This is a genomic window from Brevibacillus antibioticus, assembly GCF_005217615.1.
In the GTDB taxonomy this organism is placed as follows: Bacteria; Bacillota; Bacilli; order Brevibacillales; family Brevibacillaceae; genus Brevibacillus; species Brevibacillus antibioticus.
This window is the reverse complement of the sequence record NZ_SZNK01000001.1, coordinates 2,780,441-2,799,020: the sequence shown is the minus strand read 5'-3', so window position 1 is coordinate 2,799,020 and position 18,580 is coordinate 2,780,441. Positions and strand designations below refer to the sequence as shown.

The window sequence follows — 18,580 nt, the reverse complement described above, 5'->3', positions numbered from 1 at the left end:
GTGACTGGCGTGCGTCCGATCATTGGTGTGGCATGTACGAAAATGTATTTTCCGAAGAATGATCTCGACCAGTTTTTCTATGTAGGTTCAGGCTATGTGAACGGAATTGCGCGCTGTGGCGGTACTCCACTGATCTTGCCACTGCTGACGATTCAGGATGCTCCGTTTCGTGACATGATCGAATCCCTGGACGGCTTGATTTTGTCCGGTGGTGAAGATCCATCGCCGCATTTGTACGGAGAAGACCCGCTGCAAGGGCTGGGCGATATCAATTACGAGAGAGACATCACAGAGCTGGAGATTATCAAGATTGCGCTGGAGCAAAAAAAGCCAATCCTGGGCATTTGCCGCGGGATGCAAATTTTGAATGTGGCGTGTGGCGGCACCCTCATTCAAGATATCCCGAGCCAAGTACCAGGAGCATTACAGCATGCGCAGAAGGGTTCACGGCAATATGGGGCGCACAAAATTACGCTGCAACCTGGCTTTGTAGCGGATGCCCTCGGAATGACAGAGGTGCTCGTGAACACCTCTCACCACCAAGCGGTCAAAGACATAGCACCGGGCTTCAAAGTCACAGGATGCGCGGCTGATGGTGTGATTGAGGCGATGGAAAGCCTCGACGGGCTACATGTAGGCGTACAGTGGCATCCAGAACGGATGTGGGCACACGACGACGACATGTTGAAGATTGCCGAGGCATTTGTTGCTCGGGTAAAGCAGTTGAAGCTGCAAGCGACTAACTAGAATAGAAATAAGAGAAACCGTTCTGGGATTGCCTAGAGCGGTTTTTTGCATGCGGGAAGGCTTCCCCGTGCGGTTGCACATGTCAATGGTAGAAGCGTAATTGTTCAGTGATAATAGAGTTTTAGACCGGAACCCCTTATGGTGCAAGAGGTCTCGGTCTTCTAAATCACCAGGTAATTGAAAAAAGTTTTAGACTATACGTCAGAATGAAACAATCCATGGATTTAAACGAAATAATACAGACTTAGACTGCTCCATTGATCTGTTCCAACTGGAATCATTTCCCTTCCCATTCGTGAATACAGCAGTTTCTCAATCTACTTTAGCAGTTACTCTTCCAGCAGTTGCTTAGCTTCCACTTGTTCCGTCATTACGATTTAATTGTCCTTACGCACTAACAGTGAGTAACACTCCACATGAGTGGATGGATTGGGCTTCATTTTCGTAAGGCGAGCTTTGTTTTACCAACCGATCTTACCTTTGCTGAATTCCGTTGGACTGTCTTCCGTCGTTTTACCCTATTCCGAGACCCCGGCCCTCGAAGGATTGCAATTACACTTGAAGCGGAGACTCCAGGAAAAGAAGGGAGTGCAGCGGTGACGATAACTGCTCTGAATCCAGGTTGATCAGGGTTGATAAACGATCTAAATTTTGCCGTAAAATTTCCTTTGGCGTCTGTAATAGTAAAGGCAGGAATTACGACACCAAAAGTATTTTCGGTTGCAAAAACGACTACGATCCCTGCTTTAGGACGTCCGTTCACCTTGACTTGTCCCGAGAGATTCGATGTTTCCCCGGCTACGATTATGGTTGGTACGGCGATCATGGTCATCGTAGCTTTTTTTCGTTTTGTTCCCTTTATTGAACTCACACCTCAACACCTCCATTAACAGTTATGGTATTACAGCATTACCATATGAAAATGGGGGGAGGTTTGTCTGTGCGAATGGAGAGATGTTTGCAGGAAATGCTAGCCCTCTCCGCTTAGAGCAGATGCATCTTGGCTTCGCCTCGTCCCACTTCTCTTGTCATCTATTGATTCTCTATTTGCAACGCCTTTCCTTTAGTCCATATTCGGGTTAAACTGCCCGTTCGTTTAACTTGGCCGCCAGTCTAGAACTTTATTATCCAGTCTAATACTTTATTAATTAGTCTAAATCACTATTATCTCTGCACAGTAGTGAAACAAGGATAAATGACAGGCAGAATCGAATTTCACGTAAGAGAATGGATTTTTGTGAGGTGAGTTTTTGAAGAAAATAATTGTTGTTATTTTGCTTTTTCTACTCGTTTTTCCGAGGTTCCTCTTCACAGAGTATTTTGCTGAACGTGAAATGAAAATGATAACCACAAATTATTATCAAGCGCTAATTGATGAAGACTACCTAACCGCTTTTGAGATGCTTTATCTTTATGATGCAAACGGCAGGCACCCAGTTGATGGGACAACGTTAAGTAACCAGGAAGCGAAAGAATTTTATATGAAAAAGGTCGCCTTCTTACAAGCTCAACAGTATAAAATGAAAGACTTTGAGATCACAAAGATTAGATACGAAGATGGGCATACTGCCTTTCTTGAAATGAAGGTTGAAGTTGAGCAGAGTGGACAAAGATTTGAATATGCTGAAACCGTACATGTATGGGAAGGAAAGGTATGGATTATGGGGGAGGAGAAAGATCCGTTCACAAAGTATCGGGATGGGAGAATGAATGTTGACATTCCAATAGCCCCTGTAAACGGAGCATAGAGGTGAGAGAAATGTTAAAGGTCGGAGATTTTGCTCCCGTCTTTACGGCGATGAGCACGAAAGGAACCATTGATCTTGCAGCACACATCGGAAAGGAAACTATCGTCCTCATCTTCTATCCCGGAGATGATACCCCGATTTGTACGAAACAGCTATGTGTAGTGCAGGATCACTACACCAAAATCGAACAAGCAAACACCGTTGTTTTTGGCGTCAATCCAGGTGGCATGGACAAGAAACGCTCGTTTGCTAATAAGTTCCGTTATGAATTTCCGTTGATCATGGATGAAGATGAATTCATTCGAAAAGCGTACAATGTTGGAAAAGTTCTCGGGTTGTTTTTCCAGCAACGCATCGTATACATCATCGGAAAAAACGGAACGATCTTATATGCCAAAAAAGGAAATCCTCCAGTATCAGAATTGCTACAGGTAATCGAAAACCAAGCCTAGGACGTTCTCGCTTGCGTCAATGGAACAAAACAGGGATAATAGGGATGAGAATGTATGTTTGGTGGGTATCCCTATGAAAAAAATTCTTCACTTGGATATTGACGCATTTTTTGCGAGTGTAGAGCAGTTAGATCGCCCCGAACTGCGAGGGAAGCCGGTCATTGTCGGGGGAACTGGCAATCGAGGTGTCGTATCGACCTGTAGCTACGAGGCGCGCAAATACGGTGTTCGCTCCGCAATGCCCGTCGCCATGGCGAGGAAAAAATGTCCGCAAGGCTATTATTTACCTGTCCGCTATAGCCGTTATATCGAAAAATCTGCTGAAATCAGACAGATCTTTACTTCTTATACAGAGCGTTATCAAACAGTGGGTCTAGACGAGGCTTATTTAGACGTGTCCCATTATGAAAATGCGGTCCCCATCGCCCACGATATCAAGAGGCGAATCAAGCGGGAGACCGGACTTACTTGCAGCATCGGACTTTCCTACAATATGTCGTTAGCTAAGATTGCCAGTGATTTAAAAAAGCCAGATGCTTTTGTAATCATCCGACCTGAGCAGGCATTGGATGTGCTGCGGTCTCTGCCAATTGGCACCTTGCATGGAGTCGGCAAAAAGTCACAAGAGCTGCTTGCGAAAAAGGGGATTGAGACGGTAGAAGATTTTTGGCGGCTTTCACTCGAGGAGGCCACTACCTTATTTGGGAAGTTCGGTCGTTCCCTCTATTACCGGGCGAGAGGAGAAGACAATCGCGAAATCGAAATGGACCGCGCGCCGAAATCATTGAGCCGCGAAACGACACTGCCCTTTGATTTGTTTGACAGGGATGCGATTGCTCCGATTGCCACCTCCCTCTTGCGTGAGGTCGAAGAGGACATCCGCGAAGAAGGCGTCGAGCCCCAAACGATTACACTGAAAATCAAGTACGCGGACTTTACCGAACGGACCAAGCAGCTTAAGGCTGTAGCCGGGGCCAATTGGCAGGAGCTGTTGGACGATCTACTCGACGCCTTTGACTATACAGCAGGGGTTCGATTGGTGGGCGTAGGCTTTTCGAATTTTGCCGAGCAGCAAGGGGAGCGGTACGAACAGCTCTCGATGTTTTCGTGGAAGCTGGGGAAGTAAGGGAGGGAGAACGGTGGAGACAGAGAATGCCTTTCATTGCTGTGCGACCTGTATTCATTTTCGCGTGGAGAAAGTGACAGGGGGAGTCAGCTATCGATGTTCTCGTCTAACCTATGAGACGCGTCCGGACTATCGATTTCAATGCTGGACTCCGACAGAGAAGGTCAAGCGACTGATGGAAGCACGTAATAATCAAAGATAGCGACAAAAAGAGGCACCCCTTCGTCAGTTTCGACAGAGGAGGTGCCTTTTCTATTCAGTTGTCAGGTCGAGGATCATCACTTCCTCCGGACCATCCATCTCGCCATTTGTGGTAAAGCCGAACGACTCATACAGCTTGCGAGCGAACTCGTTTTCAGGATGAATACTCAAGTAAATGCGCGTACAGCTGTAGCGTCTGCCCATTTCTTCAACGAGCATGTTCAGGAATTTTTTGGCGTACCCCTTACCCTGATGGCGACCATCAATCATAAAGCGATCCAGCCAAATTCGGCCATTCTCTACTTCGATTCCGTGCATGGCATAACCGACAGCGATGTCCTTGTCATACAGACCGCATGATATCCATTCCGGTTCAAAACCTGATTGGGCGATGGAAAAAGCGTTGCTCTCGATGAAGGCGTGTTGGCCTTCCTTTACGGTCAAACAGGCAATTTGCCGCCAGTTTTCTTTCGTAATTTCACAAATAGACAAGCTCAAAATTTCATCTCGCTTTCCTTGATATTGAGGCTGGTGGATTTGCTTGCTTTTAATTGGACAAAAAGTAAAATGCCGAAGCCAAGGATGGATGCTGCGACGATTAGGAGGGCAGACGATACAGGAAGTAAATCCGTCAAAATTCCCCCTGCCAGTGGGCCTGCAACCATTCCGATCCCGTGAAACATATTAAAAAGAGAGTAGGCTGTGCCGTATGCACCGCTTCCTCCTTGGTCAATGATGGCCCCCAACGTAGCCAAGGTAGGCGATAAGGTGAAACCAATGCTGGCTCCAATCAGGGCCATTGCGAGCATTGCCTGCCAGAGGGCGTCCGCCCACGCTAAAAATGGCAGAAACACAGCCAGCGTCATGATTCCGCCAAACATGAGCTTATACGGATTCATGCGGCTAGAAAGGGAGCCGGCAACGGGGGCGATCAGTCCGTAGGCGAGTGTCATAACCCCAAACAAAAGACCAATCGTTGTCGGTGTCATACTGAGTTTCTCTGTAAAAAATACGGGCAACGTCGGTTCCAGCAAACAAAGGGAAATCTCAGCCAACAGGACGATTCCAGCGATAAAGATGACTTGCGGATTGCGAATGAATCCACCGACATGAAGCTTTTCACTGACAGTTCTCGTCGCGTCTTCCTTCAAGAACAAGTAGACTAGCACAATGTTGATTACGGTAAAGGCTGCTGCTGCCAGGAAAGGCATGCGATGGCCACTGATTTCAAACAACCATCCGCCAATCGGCGCTCCGAGCAATGTACCGGTCGAAATCGCCGTCAATGCAATTCCCATAACAGTTCCGCGCATTTTGGATGGGAACAAATCCGCCAAGAGGGCAAGGGCAGTTGGCCATGTAGCCGCAGCAGCTATCCCTTGAACGAAACGCGCGGTAATCAACAAGGCCATTGTTTCAGAGAAAGCAAATAATAATGTGGAAGCGGCGAGGCCGAGCAAGCCGATCAAAAGCATGGTACGTCTGCCGACCCGATCAGATATCGGTCCGAAAATCGGCGTGGCGAGGAGCATCGCTATCGCATAGCTGCTAAACAGCACGCCCATCATGGTAGAGGAGGGCGCAAGCATTTCCGTAAAATAAGGAACAATCGGAATCAACAAGCTGTACAGCAGCATGTCGATAAAAAGGATCAGGATGACAAACAAGAGTCCTATTCGTTGTTGTTTGGTCATTTGTGTAAAAATGGACATGATGGAACACCTCTTAACTATAAAAACTATTTTTGTTTTATTGGTTTTCTTGCAAAAAACGATATCGTGGTCTTCCAAAGTAGGTGTGGTGACCACGAGTCATTTGTTACCTTTTATCCGCTAGTACCAATCCAAACAAGAGGACATCTACAATAGCGGAAAGCGCCTCTGAAACTGTAATTTGGTTTTTCATGTAAAAGCGCTGATCGAGTGTAGAATTCAGCGCATCGACAATAACCTTCAGCATGAGCGTGACGTCCATGTTGACGATGAGTCCTTCTCGAATCGCTTGCTCGAGAAGGACGCGAAGCGTCTGCCAATCCTCGGATAGAGATGCCTCGACTTGGGCATATTGCTCAGGATAATATCGCTTCATCTGTTCGAGGATGCGCAAATCATAAAATTCATAGTGTGTCGGTAAAACCATCATGACACCTTTGATCTTATCGATAAGAGAGAGACTGTTGTCTGCGAGAATTTGCTGTGTTTTTTCATCGCCCTCATCAAAGGACTGTTGAATGATTGTTTCCAGAATTTCCACCTTGGATGAGAAGTGCTCGTACAACGTGCGTTTGCTGATCCCAAGCCGCTTCGCCAAATCATCCATGGAGAATTTCATGCCTTTATCACGAATCTCTTCTATAAAACCTTTCATGATCCGGTTTTTCATTGCAATCGCCCCCAGCCAAAAAAGCATAACTGAAAACTATAAAAACAAAAACAGTTTTCTTGGTAACGTTATTTTACACAGGATGACAGAGCAATGCAAGTGGTGATCATGCTTTTTGTTTTGCAACCAAGTGGTCGATTATGGTATAGTAGGTGCCGAAATCGCGGTTGATTGCTTCACATCATTTGGAGGTGCCCCGTGTTTTTAGAGAAGCTGATGCCTAGTCAGTTCGTCGAATCAATCCATCACATTGACATAGATCAATTGAAACGAAATAACATCCGTGCGGTGATTACAGACTTGGATAATACCTTGGTGGAATGGGACAGGCCACATGCAACTGAGGAAGTCATCAACTGGCTTGCTCAAATGCATGAGGCAGGCATACAGGTCACTGTTGTCTCCAACAACAACAAGGAGCGTGTAGACCGCTTCTGTGCCCCATTAAATCTCGGGTTTATTTATGCGGCCAAAAAGCCGACAAACCGTGCCTTTTTGCAGGCAGTGCGGCAGATGAATGTAACCATCGCTGAGACTGTTGTCATTGGCGATCAATTGTTTACCGATGTGCTGGGAGGAAATCGATTAGGATTTCATACGATCCTGGTTGTTCCTGTAGCCCAGACGGATGGTTTTTGGACGCGCTTTAATCGTCAGATGGAGCGTGTGGCCCTTATTTGGATGGAGAGGAAAGGAATGGTTTCGTGGAGGAGAAAAGCATGACGGAACAAATGCATGGCTCTTGTGCTGGATGTGGGATTGCCATTCAGACAGCAGATGCAAAAAAGCCTGGCTATGCACCTGAATCCGCGCTTGGCAGAAAGGTAGTCATTTGCCAGCGTTGTTATCGCATCAAACATTATAATGAAGTGGCTCCGGTAGGAATGGGCGATGATGACTTCCTCAAAATTTTGGATGGCATCGGTTCTACGGAGTCTCTTGTGGTAATGGTAGTCGATATCTTTGACTTCCAAGGCTCCTGGCTCAAGGGTTTGCCACGATTTGTCGGGAAAAATCCAATTTTGCTCGTGGGTAACAAGGTCGATCTGCTGCCGAGAAACATCAACCTGAACCGCGTGCGTAACTGGATGCAGCACGAAGCAAAAGAACGCGGACTGCGCCCGGAGGATGTCGTACTGATCAGCGCGCAAAAAGGGCTTCATATCGATGAACTGTTGAATCGCATTGGAGAACTGCGCAAAGGGCGAGATGTTTACATTGTCGGTGTGACCAACGTAGGAAAATCGACCATGATCAACCGCATCTTGCATGACTACGGTGCGGCTGAGCTGGAGATCACGACTTCGCCGTTCCCGGGTACGACGCTGGACAAGATCGAGATTCCGCTCGAGGATGGCCGCTCCATTTTTGATACGCCGGGAATCATTAATCGCGACCAGATCGGACATATGGTATCCCCGACTGATCTGAGAAAGATTACCCCGACTAGCCGGATCAACTCCAAGGTGTATCAGCTCGATGCTGGACAATCACTCTTTTTGGGTGGTTTAGCCCGTATCGACTTCGTACGGGGAGAGAGACAGCCGTTGATCATCTATGTCGACAATGACCTGTATATCCACCGTACGAAGCTGGAGAAAGCAGACGAAGTGATGCAAAAGCACCATGGAACCTTGCTGGTACCGCCAACAGGGGAGGAAGCTGCGAAAGCACTTCCACCATTTGTGAAGCACACCTTTAAAATCAACAAGTCCACCATGACGACTGACATCGTAATTTCCGGTTTGGGCTGGGTCAGCATCCAAGGGAAACACGAAGCGAGCGTTGTCGTGCATGCACCTAAAGGCGTAAGTGTTGGGATGCGCAAAGGGCTGATCTAGCTTAAACAAGAAAAGTCGAGTTAGCCTTGCCCCTTGCCCATATGCTAGAGAGAGACGTCCGGGGAGGAAAAGCTCCATGATTACAAGCAAAACACAACTGGTTGGCCTATTTGGGCATCCAGTTTCCCACTCGCAATCACCGATGATGCACAATACCGCTTTTTCAGAGATCGGGTTGGGATTTGCCTATGCTGCGTTCGATGTTGAACCGGAAAATCTGGAAGATGCAGTCGCGGGTATTCGTGCGTTAGGATTGAAAGGGATTAACGTCACGATCCCCCACAAGGTCGCTATCATGCCGATGCTGGATGAAATCGACCCGCTTGCCAAGCGAATCGGGGCAGTCAATACCGTTGTTTCTCGTGATGGACGCTTGATCGGCTACAACACAGATGGTATGGGCTATGTTCGTTCGCTTGTGGAAGAGACGGGAATCGTTCTTGAAAAGCAAGTGGTCACCATGGTAGGGGCTGGAGGCGCTGCGCGTGCAGTGGCGTTTACCTTGGCTGAACAAGGAGTCAAGGAAATTCGCATCATCAATCGTTCCCGGGAAAGAGCAGCGGTATTGGCTGAGCATGTCGGAACGATTGTACCTACGAAAATCGTAGAACAGGGCGAAGGGTCAGCTGCCATCGCAGACTCTTCGCTGTTGATTAATACGACATCGATCGGAATGCTGCCAAACGTACAGGAGACCCCTGTGCCAGCGGAATGGCTTCATTCTGGTTTAACCGTTAGCGATCTGATCTATAACCCGCTCGAAACTCGTCTGCTCAAAGAAGCGCGTGCCATCGGTGCCGCTGTTCATTCCGGAATCGGCATGTTCGTGAATCAAGGTGCACTGGCTTTTGAGCTGTGGACGGGCGAACGAGCACCAACTGGGGTTATGCGTGAGGTCGTCTTGCAACAATTAAAGAAAACAACCTGATTTTGCAGGATGTAAAAGGAGGCATTGCCAATGTTGACCGGCAAGCAAAAGCGCTTTTTGCGCGCAGAAGCACATCATCTCACCCCTATTTTCCAAGTTGGAAAAGGCGGCGTAAACGAAAATATGATTACTCAGATCAAGGAAGCGTTGGAAGTACGTGAATTGATCAAGGTAGCGATTTTGCAAAACAATAATGACGATAAACATCAAGTAGCAGAAGATCTGGCGGCAGGTGCAGGGGCAGAGCTCGTGCAGTTGATCGGCCATACGGTTGTCTTGTACAAAGAGTCCCGGGAGAACAAGACGATCAAGCTGCCATAAGTGACCTGCATGCGATGAGACAGCCAATCAAGCAAGTAGGGATCATGGGAGGTACGTTTGACCCGATTCATTGCGGGCACTTGCTGGCGGCTGAACAAGCCAGAGAGCAAGCGGGCCTGGATGAAGTCTGGTTTATGCCTACACACATTCCACCGCACAAAAAGAGAGAGAGTCTGACGCTGGCGAATCACCGCTTGCAAATGGTTCAGCTTGCTGTGTCTGATCACGAGGTGTTTCGTGTAACAGATGTGGAGTTTGACAGAAAAGGTCCATCGTACACCTATGACACGATGATTCAGCTCATCAGGCAGTTCCCGGATTGCCGGTTTTCCTTTATCATGGGAGGAGACATGGTAAAAATCTTGCCCAAATGGTACCAGTACCAAGAGCTGATTCATATGGTACGCTTTATAGGTCTAGCGAGGCCTGGAACCGAACTAGACCTGAAATCGAGCGAGGCCGTCACATTTGTGGAGATGCCTGTTTGGGACATTTCCTCCACGATGATTCGCGAGAAGGCAGCTGCCAGGAAAAGCATTCGTTATCTTGTACCTGATGCCGTGGAGCGCTATATAAAGGAGAACCGAATCTATGAGACTTTTGGATAATCGGGAAGAGCTTCTCGTTCGCGTACGGCAACAAATGCATGAAAAACGCTACAAGCATACGCTTGGGGTGGCTGCGTCAGCTCGCGAGCTGGCAGTGAGATTCGGGGCTGATCCTGACAAAGCCGAGCTTGCTGGACTATTGCACGATTACTGTAAGTGCTGGCCTGTGGAAAAAATGTTCGAGATTCTCGTTCGCCACGATATGCCTACAGAGCTTTTGGAAGGGGAAAAAGAACTGTGGCACGCCTTTGCAGCAGCCATTGTGATTCAGACTGACTTAGGTGTAACGGATGCAGATATTTTACAAGCTGTTCGCTACCATACAACGGGTCGGGCTGGCATGTCCCTGTTAGAAAAAGTCGTCTGTGTGGCAGACTATATAGAACCAAACCGGGTTTACCCTGGTGTCGATTTTATTCGCGCCAAAGCCATGCATGATTTGGATGCCGCCTTGGCACTCGCCTTGGGAGGCACGATTCAATTTTTGATAGAGAAGCAAAAGACGGTTTTCCCGTTGACATTGACTGCATATAACGATTTGGTTTCCCGCAAAGGGGGAGAAGGAGGGTTTTGATGGTTAAAACAGTAGAAGATTTGGCGCAGTTGGTTGTGAAGGCAGTAGAGGACAAGAAAGCAGAGAACTTAAAGGTGCTCGATATTAGAAAGCTGTCCGTGATCGCAGACTATTTCATGATTTGCCACGGAAACAACGAGCGTCAAGTACAGGCAATTGTTCGCGAAATCCGTGATCAAGCCCACAAAAACGGCTTTGACGTCCGCGGTATTGAGGGAGCGGATGAAGGTCGCTGGGTACTGGTTGATCTGGGCGATATCGTTATTCACGTTTTCCATCGCGAAGATCGCGAGTTTTACAATCTGGAGCGCCTGTGGAAGGACGCAGAGGAAGCTTCCTTCAGCGTGCAAGGGTAAGGACAGATGGCATACGCACATATGGCCGCAGTATATGACAGGCTGATGGCGGATACTCCTTATGACCAGTGGCTCGATTGGGTCGAGCGTCATTGGACAAAGGGAGAGAAGCCTGTGCGGGTCATTGATCTTGGCTGTGGGACTGGCACGATTGCGATCCCACTCGCCAAGCGGGGATACCGTGTTACGGGAGTGGATCTCTCAACAGAAATGCTTGCGATCGCCTATGACAAAATGAGGCAGGAGCAAGTGGATGTAGCGTGGGTGGAGCAGGATATGCGCGAGCTGTCCTTACCTGAAGCGGACGCGGTTATCTCTTTGTGTGATTCATTGAGCTATCTTACAGAGGAAGCGGATGTGCAGGAAACGTTCAAGCGTGTTTTCGCTCATCTCGCGCCCGGTGGGAGTTTTCTGTTTGATGTGCACAGTCCGTACAAGATGCTGCACATTTTCGGAGACGAGACGTTCACACATGTAGAAGAGGAAGTTTCGTACATTTGGCAATGTTTTTGCGACCCGCTGCGACTGGAGGTAGAGCATCAGTTAACGTTTTTCATTCGTCAGCCAAACGGATTGTACGAGCGGATGGAAGAAGAGCATTGGCAACGGGCTTACCAGCCTGTCCAACTGATGCGCTGGCTGACAGATGCCGGCTTCACAGACATTGTCATCACTGCTGATTACTCGGATATGCCGCCAGAAGAAGCGAGTGAGCGCCTATTTTTTTCAGCTCGCAAGCCGAAAAGTTTGACATGATTGGTTGCGATTGACTATAATGGCGTTATAACTACAGATTTCGACGCGTTTAAGAGGAATAGTAGGAATCGGATTCGAGCATTCACAGAGAGTTGACGGATGGTGCAAGTCAACCCGAATCTATCTGAACTCACCTCCCAGCACTTGCCCCCAAGGTCATTCAAGCAATGATTGCGTAAGGGTGAGCGGCTTATCCCCGTTACGGATGAAACAAGTGGGTGAATGTTTGTCATTTGCCAATCTGGGTGGTACCGCGGGAATGTTAAATAACCTCTCGTCCCTTTCGCAAGAGCGATCTGGGATGTGGGGTTTTCTTTTTTTTACCTATTTTAAGATGGGAGTGCTTTACCATGGTATTCAGTCATCGCAATGTCGAAAAGAAGTGGCAGCAATATTGGGAGCAGAACAAGACCTTCAAAACCTCCGAGGATGAAGGCAAGAAAAAGTTTTACGCACTCGACATGTTCCCGTATCCATCTGGAGCTGGTCTGCACGTAGGACATCCGGAAGGCTATACGGCTACTGATATTTTGTCCCGCATGAAGCGGATGCAAGGATATAACGTTCTCCATCCAATGGGCTGGGATGCGTTTGGTTTGCCAGCGGAGCAATACGCGCTCGATACAGGAAACGATCCGGCGGAATTCACCGAGCACAATATCAACACCTTCCGTCGCCAAATTAAGTCACTCGGATTTTCCTACGACTGGGATCGCGAAATCAACACAACTGATCCGCAATACTACAAGTGGACACAATGGATTTTTACGAAGCTGTATGAGCACGGCTTGGCTTATATTGACGAGGTAGCTGTAAACTGGTGCCCTGCTTTGGGAACCGTTTTGGCGAACGAAGAAGTCATTGACGGAAAAAGTGAGCGTGGCGGACACCCAGTAGAACGCCGCCCAATGAAGCAATGGGTCTTGAAAATTACTGCGTATGCAGAAAGATTGCTCGCTGACTTGGATGAACTGGATTGGCCAGAGAGCATCAAGGAAATGCAACGCAACTGGATCGGCCGTTCTGAAGGGGCAGAAGTAACCTTTGGTATCGAAGGTCATGACGAATCCTTTACCGTCTTTACGACTCGTCCAGACACACTCTACGGAGCAACCTATGCAGTACTGGCTCCTGAGCACAAGCTGGTTGAGCAAATTACTGTACCAGCCCAAAAAGAAGCAGTGGAAGCGTACCTGGATCAAGCGAAGCGAAAGAGCGATCTGGAGCGTACTGATCTGGCGAAAGATAAGACAGGAGTATTTACCGGGGCGTATGCGATCAACCCGGTTAACGGCGAGCGTCTGCCAATCTGGATTGCAGATTACGTATTGATCAGCTACGGAACAGGCTCCATCATGGCGGTTCCAGCGCATGATGAACGCGACTATGAGTTCGCGAAAACATTCGATCTGCCAATCAAGCAAGTAATCGCGGGTGGAGATATCTCCAAAGAAGCGTATACAGGCGACGGAGAGCACATTAACTCCGGCATGGTCGATGGTTTGAACAAAGAACAGGCGATCAGCAAAATGATCGAGTGGCTGGAAGCGGAAGGCAAAGGAAATCGCAAGGTAACGTACCGTCTGCGCGACTGGCTGTTCAGCCGTCAACGCTACTGGGGTGAACCAATTCCAATTCTCCATCTGGAAGACGGCACGATGAAAGTCGTTCCAGAATCCGAACTGCCAATCATGTTGCCAAAAACAAAAGAAATCAAACCATCCGGTACAGGTGAATCGCCATTGGCAAACATCGCGGAGTGGGTAAACACTGTCGATCCGGAAACAGGCATGAAAGCACGCCGTGAGACAAATACAATGCCACAATGGGCGGGTAGCTGCTGGTACTTCCTGCGCTTCATCGATCCACACAATGACAAGGCATTGGCTGATCCAGACAAACTGAAAGAATGGCTGCCAATCGACATTTACATTGGTGGTGCAGAGCATGCGGTACTGCACTTGCTCTACTCTCGTTTCTGGCACAAGTTCCTGTACGATATCGGTGTCGTACCAACTAAGGAACCATTCCAAAAGCTGTTTAACCAAGGGATGATCCTGGGTGAAAACAACGAGAAAATGAGTAAGTCCAAAGGCAACGTCGTAAACCCTGACGATATCATCGACAGCCATGGTGCCGACACACTGCGCATGTACGAAATGTTCATGGGACCACTGGATGCTTCGATCGCTTGGTCGACAAAAGGCTTGGATGGCGCACGCCGCTTCCTGGATCGCGTATATCGTCTGTTTGTGGGTGACAATGGTGAGCTGAACGAAAAAATCGTGGAAACCTCCAACGTGGCTGGCATGGAGCGCGTGTACCACCAAACGGTCAAAAAAGTAACAGAAGACTACGAAGGCCTGCGTTTCAATACAGGTATCTCTCAGTTGATGGTATTCGTTAACGAAGCGTACAAAGCAGAAGTTCTGCCGAAGAAATTCATGGAGGACTTTGTAAAAATGCTGTCTCCAATCGCTCCGCACTTGGGTGAAGAGCTGTGGGAAAAACTGGGACACAGCGAGAGTCTGGCATACGCGGCATGGCCTACGTATGACGAAGCGAAGCTGGTTGAAGACGAGGTAGAAATCGTCCTGCAAATTAACGGGAAAAACAAAGAAAAGCTGCTCATCGCTTCTGATTCGACGAAAGAACAGATGGAAGAGATGGCGAAAAACAACGAGATGATCAACGAACTGATCGAAGGAAAAATGATCGTCAAAGTCATCGCTGTTCCAGGAAAACTGGTGAATATCGTCGTTCGTTAAGAAAAGGACGGTAAGAATAAGAAGAGGAGTGGAACCTGTGAGTGACAGGTATCCACTCCTTTTTTCAAAAATATCGCTTCTTCGTTTTGTGTTAATGCGGCTGGTTACTCAAATTTCGTGCAACGAGTTCCTGATCCTCGGCAAACTTCGCTTGTGTGCGGCGAAATACTTGGGCGAAAAGACCGGGAATACCGTCTTGCAAAGGAATCAGTCCTTCCCCAGTAATTCCTCCGGGCACGCAAACCCTCTTTTGCAGAGTAGGAAGCGTGAATACTTCTTCACGTAAAAGATCTGCCATCCCAATTAACATTTCCGTGGTCATGTAGGTAGCAGCTTCTGCGGAAATGCCTGTTTCTTCAACAGCTTCTTGAATCATTTGCTGCAAAATATAACTGATAAACGCTGGCCCACAACTGACAATGTCAGAAGTAATTCGTAAAAAAGGCTCGGAAATCTCAATAGGCGAGCTAATGTGGGCAAACAGACTCCGTATAAAATGACGTTGTTCCTCGTGGATTCGTGATCCGAATTCACATAAGCTGACACCACTCATGACGGCATTTGTTATAGAAGGAACGACTCTGGCAACCGCGCATGGAACTTGAGACTCCAAATCCGCAAGCTTGATCGGACTGGTGATCGTAATCAATAGGTGGTCTGGCGTTAAGGCAGGAGCAATTTGTTCGAGCATCACGCTATATTCCAGTGGCTTGACGCACAGCACGATCGTTGCAGCTTCTTTAACCAGTTCGGCATTACTATGTGCGACAATGAGCCCGGGATGTTTTTTTGCCAGTTGCTGCGCCTTAGCAGGGGTTCTGTTGCTGATAATGACATGACCAGGCGTCAGCGCCTTGGCTGACAGCAATGATTCAATCAAGATACTGCCCATGCTGCCCGTACCAATGAACCCAATTCTATTCATGGGCATACCTCCCTCCGATATTCTTTTCCCATTCTATGTAGGAGTACCTATGATCATGACCGGATACTGAGCACTTATTGTACCACCAGTCGATCCTTTATCCGTGCAAACATCTTCTCACCAATTCCACCAATCTGTTTCAGGTCACTCGCTGAACCAAACGGCCCTTGTTTTGACCGGTAATCCACGATTGCCTTGGCACGAGCTTCTCCAATTCCGGGAAGGCTCATGAGCTCTTCGATCGTTGCTGTGTTGAGGTTTATGACTGTGGAGGTACCAGTGGTGGATACGCTGGGAACAGACTGTACAAGACCAATGGATGCGGAGGCTGGCGCGGGTGCCCCTTTAGCCGGGATGACAAGAGCAGCTCCATCTGTGAGCGGCGCTGCCAAATTGATCTGTACCAGGTCAGCATCAGGCAGTGCTCCTCCTGCTTTTTCGATGGCATTTGCGACACGCGTACCTGGTTCAAATTGGTATAAACCGGGATTCTTCACTTGTCCCTTCACATCGACATAGAGAGGAGGGGGGAGTGGTTCCTTATCTTTTTCCCTTGGCGCTTTTCCAGGCTTGGCAGGTTGAGCGGTTGTTGAATCATCTGTCAGTTCTTTTGTTTCAAGATCCGATGCTACATAAGCAGGAGAATGCAACGGTAGTTCGTCAGTCTTGTGTGATTGGTCGCGTTGATAGAGCCAATAGCTACAACCGACAAACAGAACAGCCGCAGTCAGCAAGATGATACGACGATAACGCTCCCACCACTCCAGCAGCATAACAAAAAACCCTCCCGTCTTCACATAGCGATACATTCATAGAGAGAACTTGTTCTCTATCAACGATGCTACAAAAAGTAAGAGAGGGTCTGCAAATCTATTTAATGTGTTTTCGCTGTTATCCGATATGCTGCAGCGAATTTTTTTGGCGGCGAAGGTCTACATTCGGGCTGACATAAGGCTCGAAATTGTGCTTTTGCTCAATGAAGATTTGATGCCACAGCATGAAGACCAGAATCGTCCAGATTTTGCGGCTGTAATCCGCATTGCCTTCGCGGTGTTCATCGAGCATGTACAGCACATAGGCCTTATTGATCAAATTATCCACCTTGGATTCGAAAATGATCTCTTTTGCCCATTTGTAAAATTCGTTTTTGAGCCAATGACGAGTCGGAACAGGGAAGCCCAGCTTCTTTCTCATTTGGATCTCAGGTGGTAAGAAGTCTTTCATCGCTTCACGAAGCACGTGCTTGGTCGTGCCGTTGGCAATTTTGTACTTCGTAGGGATGGTAGCAGCAAATTCAAATACCTTCAGATCAATGAAAGGCACTCGCAACTCCAAAGAATTGGCCATCGTCATCTTGTCGGCCTTCATCAAAATATTGCCTCTGAGCCAAGTGTGAATGTCCAAGTATTGCATCTTGGTCACATCGTCATATTCGGAAGCGCGTTTGTAAATCTCTTCTGTAATGGTGAAAGGAGATACATACGATTCCGAACGGGTAATATCTTCCATGACGACACGCTTTTTCATCTCTTCGCTGAAAATCAGTGCGTTTCCGAAGAAGCGTTGCTCAACTGTTTTCGATCCGCGGATGAGGAAGTTTTTCCCTTTTACCTGATCGGGGAGGCGTTCTGCCATGTATCCGATGGATTGGCGCATCCAGCCAGGCATCCCGGAAAACATTTTGAGAGAATGAGGTTCTCTGTAAATATTGTATCCGCCAAAAAACTCATCTGCACCTTCACCGGACAATACGACGGTTACGTGTTCACTCGCCATCTGTGCTACGAAATAGAGCAGGATGGCAGACGGGTCCGCTACCGGTTCGTCCTGATGCCAGATAAGTCGCGGCAATTCATCCATGTACTGCTTGGCGTTTATCACGCGCTCGAAATGCTCCGATCCCAAATACGCTGCGGTTCGCTTCGCATAATCGAGCTCGCTGTAACCAGGAATATCTGAGCCGACAGAAAAAGATTTGACTGGCTCGAATGTACGCAGCATCCCAACGATACTGCTAGAGTCAACACCACTAGACAAGAAGGCTCCACGAGAAACTTCACTAATCCGGTGTTTGTCGACAGATTCGAGCATAACACTGCGCGTACCCTCAACAAAATAGGAGAACGGCTTGCTTTCGTCGGGCTTGAATTCTACATCCCAGTACCTTTCCAGCTTGATCTGGTCGTTTTCAATCACGAACGAGTGCGCAGGCGGTATACGGTAAATGCCAGCAAACATCGTGTCAGGATCAGGTACATATTGGAACGTCAAATAGTGATAAAAAGCGGTTGGATTCACTTCACGCTTGAATCCTGGCAGCTCGAGCAAGCTCTTAAGCTCGCTGGCAACCCCGATCGAATCATTCGTCTCGACATAATAGAGAGGCTTGATTCCGAAATGGTCGCGTGCCCCAAACAGACGTTTTTTACGGGAGTCGTAGATCGTAAAGCCAAACATCCCGCGCAAATGCTTAGGTGCATCTGTTCCTACCTCTTCATAAAGGTGAAGGATGGTTTCAATATCAGAATCGGTATGGAAAACGTGACCGATGTCCTTTAACCATTGCTGTAACTCTTTGTAATTGTAGATTTCGCCGTTACCAATAATCCAGATGTCACGTGTTTCGTTAAACAGCGGTTGATGTCCGCCTTCCACGTCAATGATGCTTAAACGACGAAAGCCCAGGGCGATGTTGTCTTCAAGGTGAAAACCATCGTCATCTGGACCACGGTGCAGGATGACACCCGTCATTGCACTAATCGCTTCTTGTTGAACAGGCTTTTGCCGCTTGTTATAGAGTGATACGATTCCGCACATAAGAAATGACTCTTCCTCTCACTGGATTGC

At 47.9% G+C, this 18,580-nt stretch carries 21 protein-coding genes and 1 other annotated feature; of the genes, 15 read left to right on the top strand and 6 right to left on the bottom strand.

Features of this window, described 5'->3' with window-relative positions; translation table 11 throughout:
* Positions 1–9 precede the first annotated feature (9 nt).
* From E8L90_RS12985 to E8L90_RS12960, 6 genes are all read left to right on the top strand, one after another.
* Positions 10–747: a gamma-glutamyl-gamma-aminobutyrate hydrolase family protein gene (locus E8L90_RS12985; RefSeq protein ID WP_137029760.1), complete on the top strand. Its 738-nt coding sequence runs from the start codon at positions 10–12 to the stop codon at positions 745–747.
* A 632-nt stretch (positions 748–1,379) separates the two neighbouring features.
* On the top strand, positions 1,380–1,637 hold the full coding sequence (locus tag E8L90_RS12980) for a hypothetical protein (protein WP_162309076.1): 258 nt from the start codon (positions 1,380–1,382) through the stop codon (positions 1,635–1,637).
* A gap of 360 nt (positions 1,638–1,997) precedes the next feature.
* Positions 1,998–2,495 (top strand): hypothetical protein, encoded by a 498-nt coding sequence (locus E8L90_RS12975; protein WP_137029758.1) that lies wholly within the window; start codon positions 1,998–2,000, stop codon positions 2,493–2,495.
* 11 nt (positions 2,496–2,506) lie between these two features.
* Complete coding sequence (locus tag E8L90_RS12970) at positions 2,507–2,947, top strand: peroxiredoxin (protein WP_137029757.1); 441 nt, start codon at positions 2,507–2,509, stop codon at positions 2,945–2,947.
* A gap of 73 nt (positions 2,948–3,020) precedes the next feature.
* Positions 3,021–4,073 (top strand): DNA polymerase IV, encoded by a 1,053-nt coding sequence (locus E8L90_RS12965; protein ID WP_137029756.1) that lies wholly within the window; start codon positions 3,021–3,023, stop codon positions 4,071–4,073.
* A gap of 13 nt (positions 4,074–4,086) precedes the next feature.
* The gene (locus E8L90_RS12960; protein ID WP_137029755.1) at positions 4,087–4,275 is read left to right on the top strand and encodes a hypothetical protein; all 189 of its coding nucleotides are present in this window, start codon (positions 4,087–4,089) and stop codon (positions 4,273–4,275) included.
* 50 nt (positions 4,276–4,325) lie between these two features.
* On the opposite strand, the gene E8L90_RS12955 is transcribed toward E8L90_RS12960, so the two are convergent.
* The 3 genes from E8L90_RS12955 to E8L90_RS12945 form a co-directional block, all read right to left on the bottom strand.
* The gene (locus tag E8L90_RS12955; protein ID WP_137029754.1) at positions 4,326–4,772 is read right to left on the bottom strand and encodes a GNAT family N-acetyltransferase; all 447 of its coding nucleotides are present in this window, start codon (positions 4,770–4,772) and stop codon (positions 4,326–4,328) included.
* Entirely contained in the window at positions 4,769–5,986 is a 1,218-nt protein-coding gene (locus E8L90_RS12950) for an MFS transporter (RefSeq protein ID WP_137029753.1), read from the bottom strand. The genes E8L90_RS12955 and E8L90_RS12950 overlap by 4 nt, the downstream gene beginning before the upstream one ends.
* A gap of 106 nt (positions 5,987–6,092) precedes the next feature.
* Positions 6,093–6,656, bottom strand: a complete 564-nt coding sequence (locus tag E8L90_RS12945) for a TetR/AcrR family transcriptional regulator (protein WP_137029752.1) — start codon at positions 6,654–6,656, stop codon at positions 6,093–6,095.
* A gap of 198 nt (positions 6,657–6,854) precedes the next feature.
* On the opposite strand from E8L90_RS12945, the gene E8L90_RS12940 reads away from it, so the two are divergent.
* The 9 genes from E8L90_RS12940 (at position 6,855) to leuS (ending at position 14,808) form a co-directional block, all read left to right on the top strand.
* Positions 6,855–7,379, top strand: a complete 525-nt coding sequence (locus E8L90_RS12940; protein ID WP_137029751.1) for a YqeG family HAD IIIA-type phosphatase — start codon at positions 6,855–6,857, stop codon at positions 7,377–7,379.
* Entirely contained in the window at positions 7,376–8,497 is a 1,122-nt protein-coding gene (yqeH, locus tag E8L90_RS12935) for a ribosome biogenesis GTPase YqeH (RefSeq protein ID WP_137029750.1), read from the top strand. Before E8L90_RS12940 ends, yqeH begins: the two co-directional genes overlap by 4 nt.
* Positions 8,498–8,573: 76 nt before the next feature.
* Positions 8,574–9,425: a shikimate dehydrogenase gene (locus tag E8L90_RS12930; protein ID WP_137029749.1), complete on the top strand. Its 852-nt coding sequence runs from the start codon at positions 8,574–8,576 to the stop codon at positions 9,423–9,425.
* Between the two features lie 30 nt (positions 9,426–9,455).
* A complete protein-coding gene (yhbY, locus tag E8L90_RS12925) occupies positions 9,456–9,746 on the top strand; it encodes a ribosome assembly RNA-binding protein YhbY (RefSeq protein WP_007727776.1) in 291 nt (96 codons plus the stop codon).
* Positions 9,747–9,760: 14 nt separating this feature from the next.
* Positions 9,761–10,354, top strand: a complete 594-nt coding sequence (locus E8L90_RS12920; RefSeq protein WP_137029748.1) for a nicotinate-nucleotide adenylyltransferase — start codon at positions 9,761–9,763, stop codon at positions 10,352–10,354.
* The gene (gene yqeK, locus E8L90_RS12915) at positions 10,338–10,928 is read left to right on the top strand and encodes a bis(5'-nucleosyl)-tetraphosphatase (symmetrical) YqeK (protein WP_137029747.1); all 591 of its coding nucleotides are present in this window, start codon (positions 10,338–10,340) and stop codon (positions 10,926–10,928) included. Before E8L90_RS12920 ends, yqeK begins: the two co-directional genes overlap by 17 nt.
* Positions 10,928–11,284, top strand: a complete 357-nt coding sequence (gene rsfS, locus E8L90_RS12910) for a ribosome silencing factor (protein WP_137029746.1) — start codon at positions 10,928–10,930, stop codon at positions 11,282–11,284. Before yqeK ends, rsfS begins: the two co-directional genes overlap by 1 nt.
* A gap of 6 nt (positions 11,285–11,290) precedes the next feature.
* Positions 11,291–12,040, top strand: coding sequence for a class I SAM-dependent DNA methyltransferase (locus E8L90_RS12905; RefSeq protein ID WP_137029745.1), 750 nt, complete (start codon positions 11,291–11,293; stop codon positions 12,038–12,040).
* 39 nt (positions 12,041–12,079) lie between these two features.
* Positions 12,080–12,325: a binding site (T-box leader), on the top strand.
* Positions 12,326–12,390: 65 nt separating this feature from the next.
* Complete coding sequence (leuS, locus tag E8L90_RS12900; protein ID WP_137029744.1) at positions 12,391–14,808, top strand: leucine--tRNA ligase; 2,418 nt, start codon at positions 12,391–12,393, stop codon at positions 14,806–14,808.
* Between the two features lie 91 nt (positions 14,809–14,899).
* Here the strand turns inward: leuS and comER are convergent, their stop codons facing one another.
* From comER to asnB, 3 genes are all read right to left on the bottom strand, one after another.
* Positions 14,900–15,733 (bottom strand): late competence protein ComER, encoded by an 834-nt coding sequence (gene comER / locus E8L90_RS12895; protein ID WP_137029743.1) that lies wholly within the window; start codon positions 15,731–15,733, stop codon positions 14,900–14,902.
* A gap of 74 nt (positions 15,734–15,807) precedes the next feature.
* The gene (locus E8L90_RS12890; RefSeq protein ID WP_137029742.1) at positions 15,808–16,506 is read right to left on the bottom strand and encodes a helix-hairpin-helix domain-containing protein; all 699 of its coding nucleotides are present in this window, start codon (positions 16,504–16,506) and stop codon (positions 15,808–15,810) included.
* A gap of 118 nt (positions 16,507–16,624) precedes the next feature.
* Positions 16,625–18,550, bottom strand: coding sequence for an asparagine synthase (glutamine-hydrolyzing) (gene asnB / locus E8L90_RS12885; RefSeq protein ID WP_137029741.1), 1,926 nt, complete (start codon positions 18,548–18,550; stop codon positions 16,625–16,627).
* Positions 18,551–18,580: the final 30 nt, after the last annotated feature.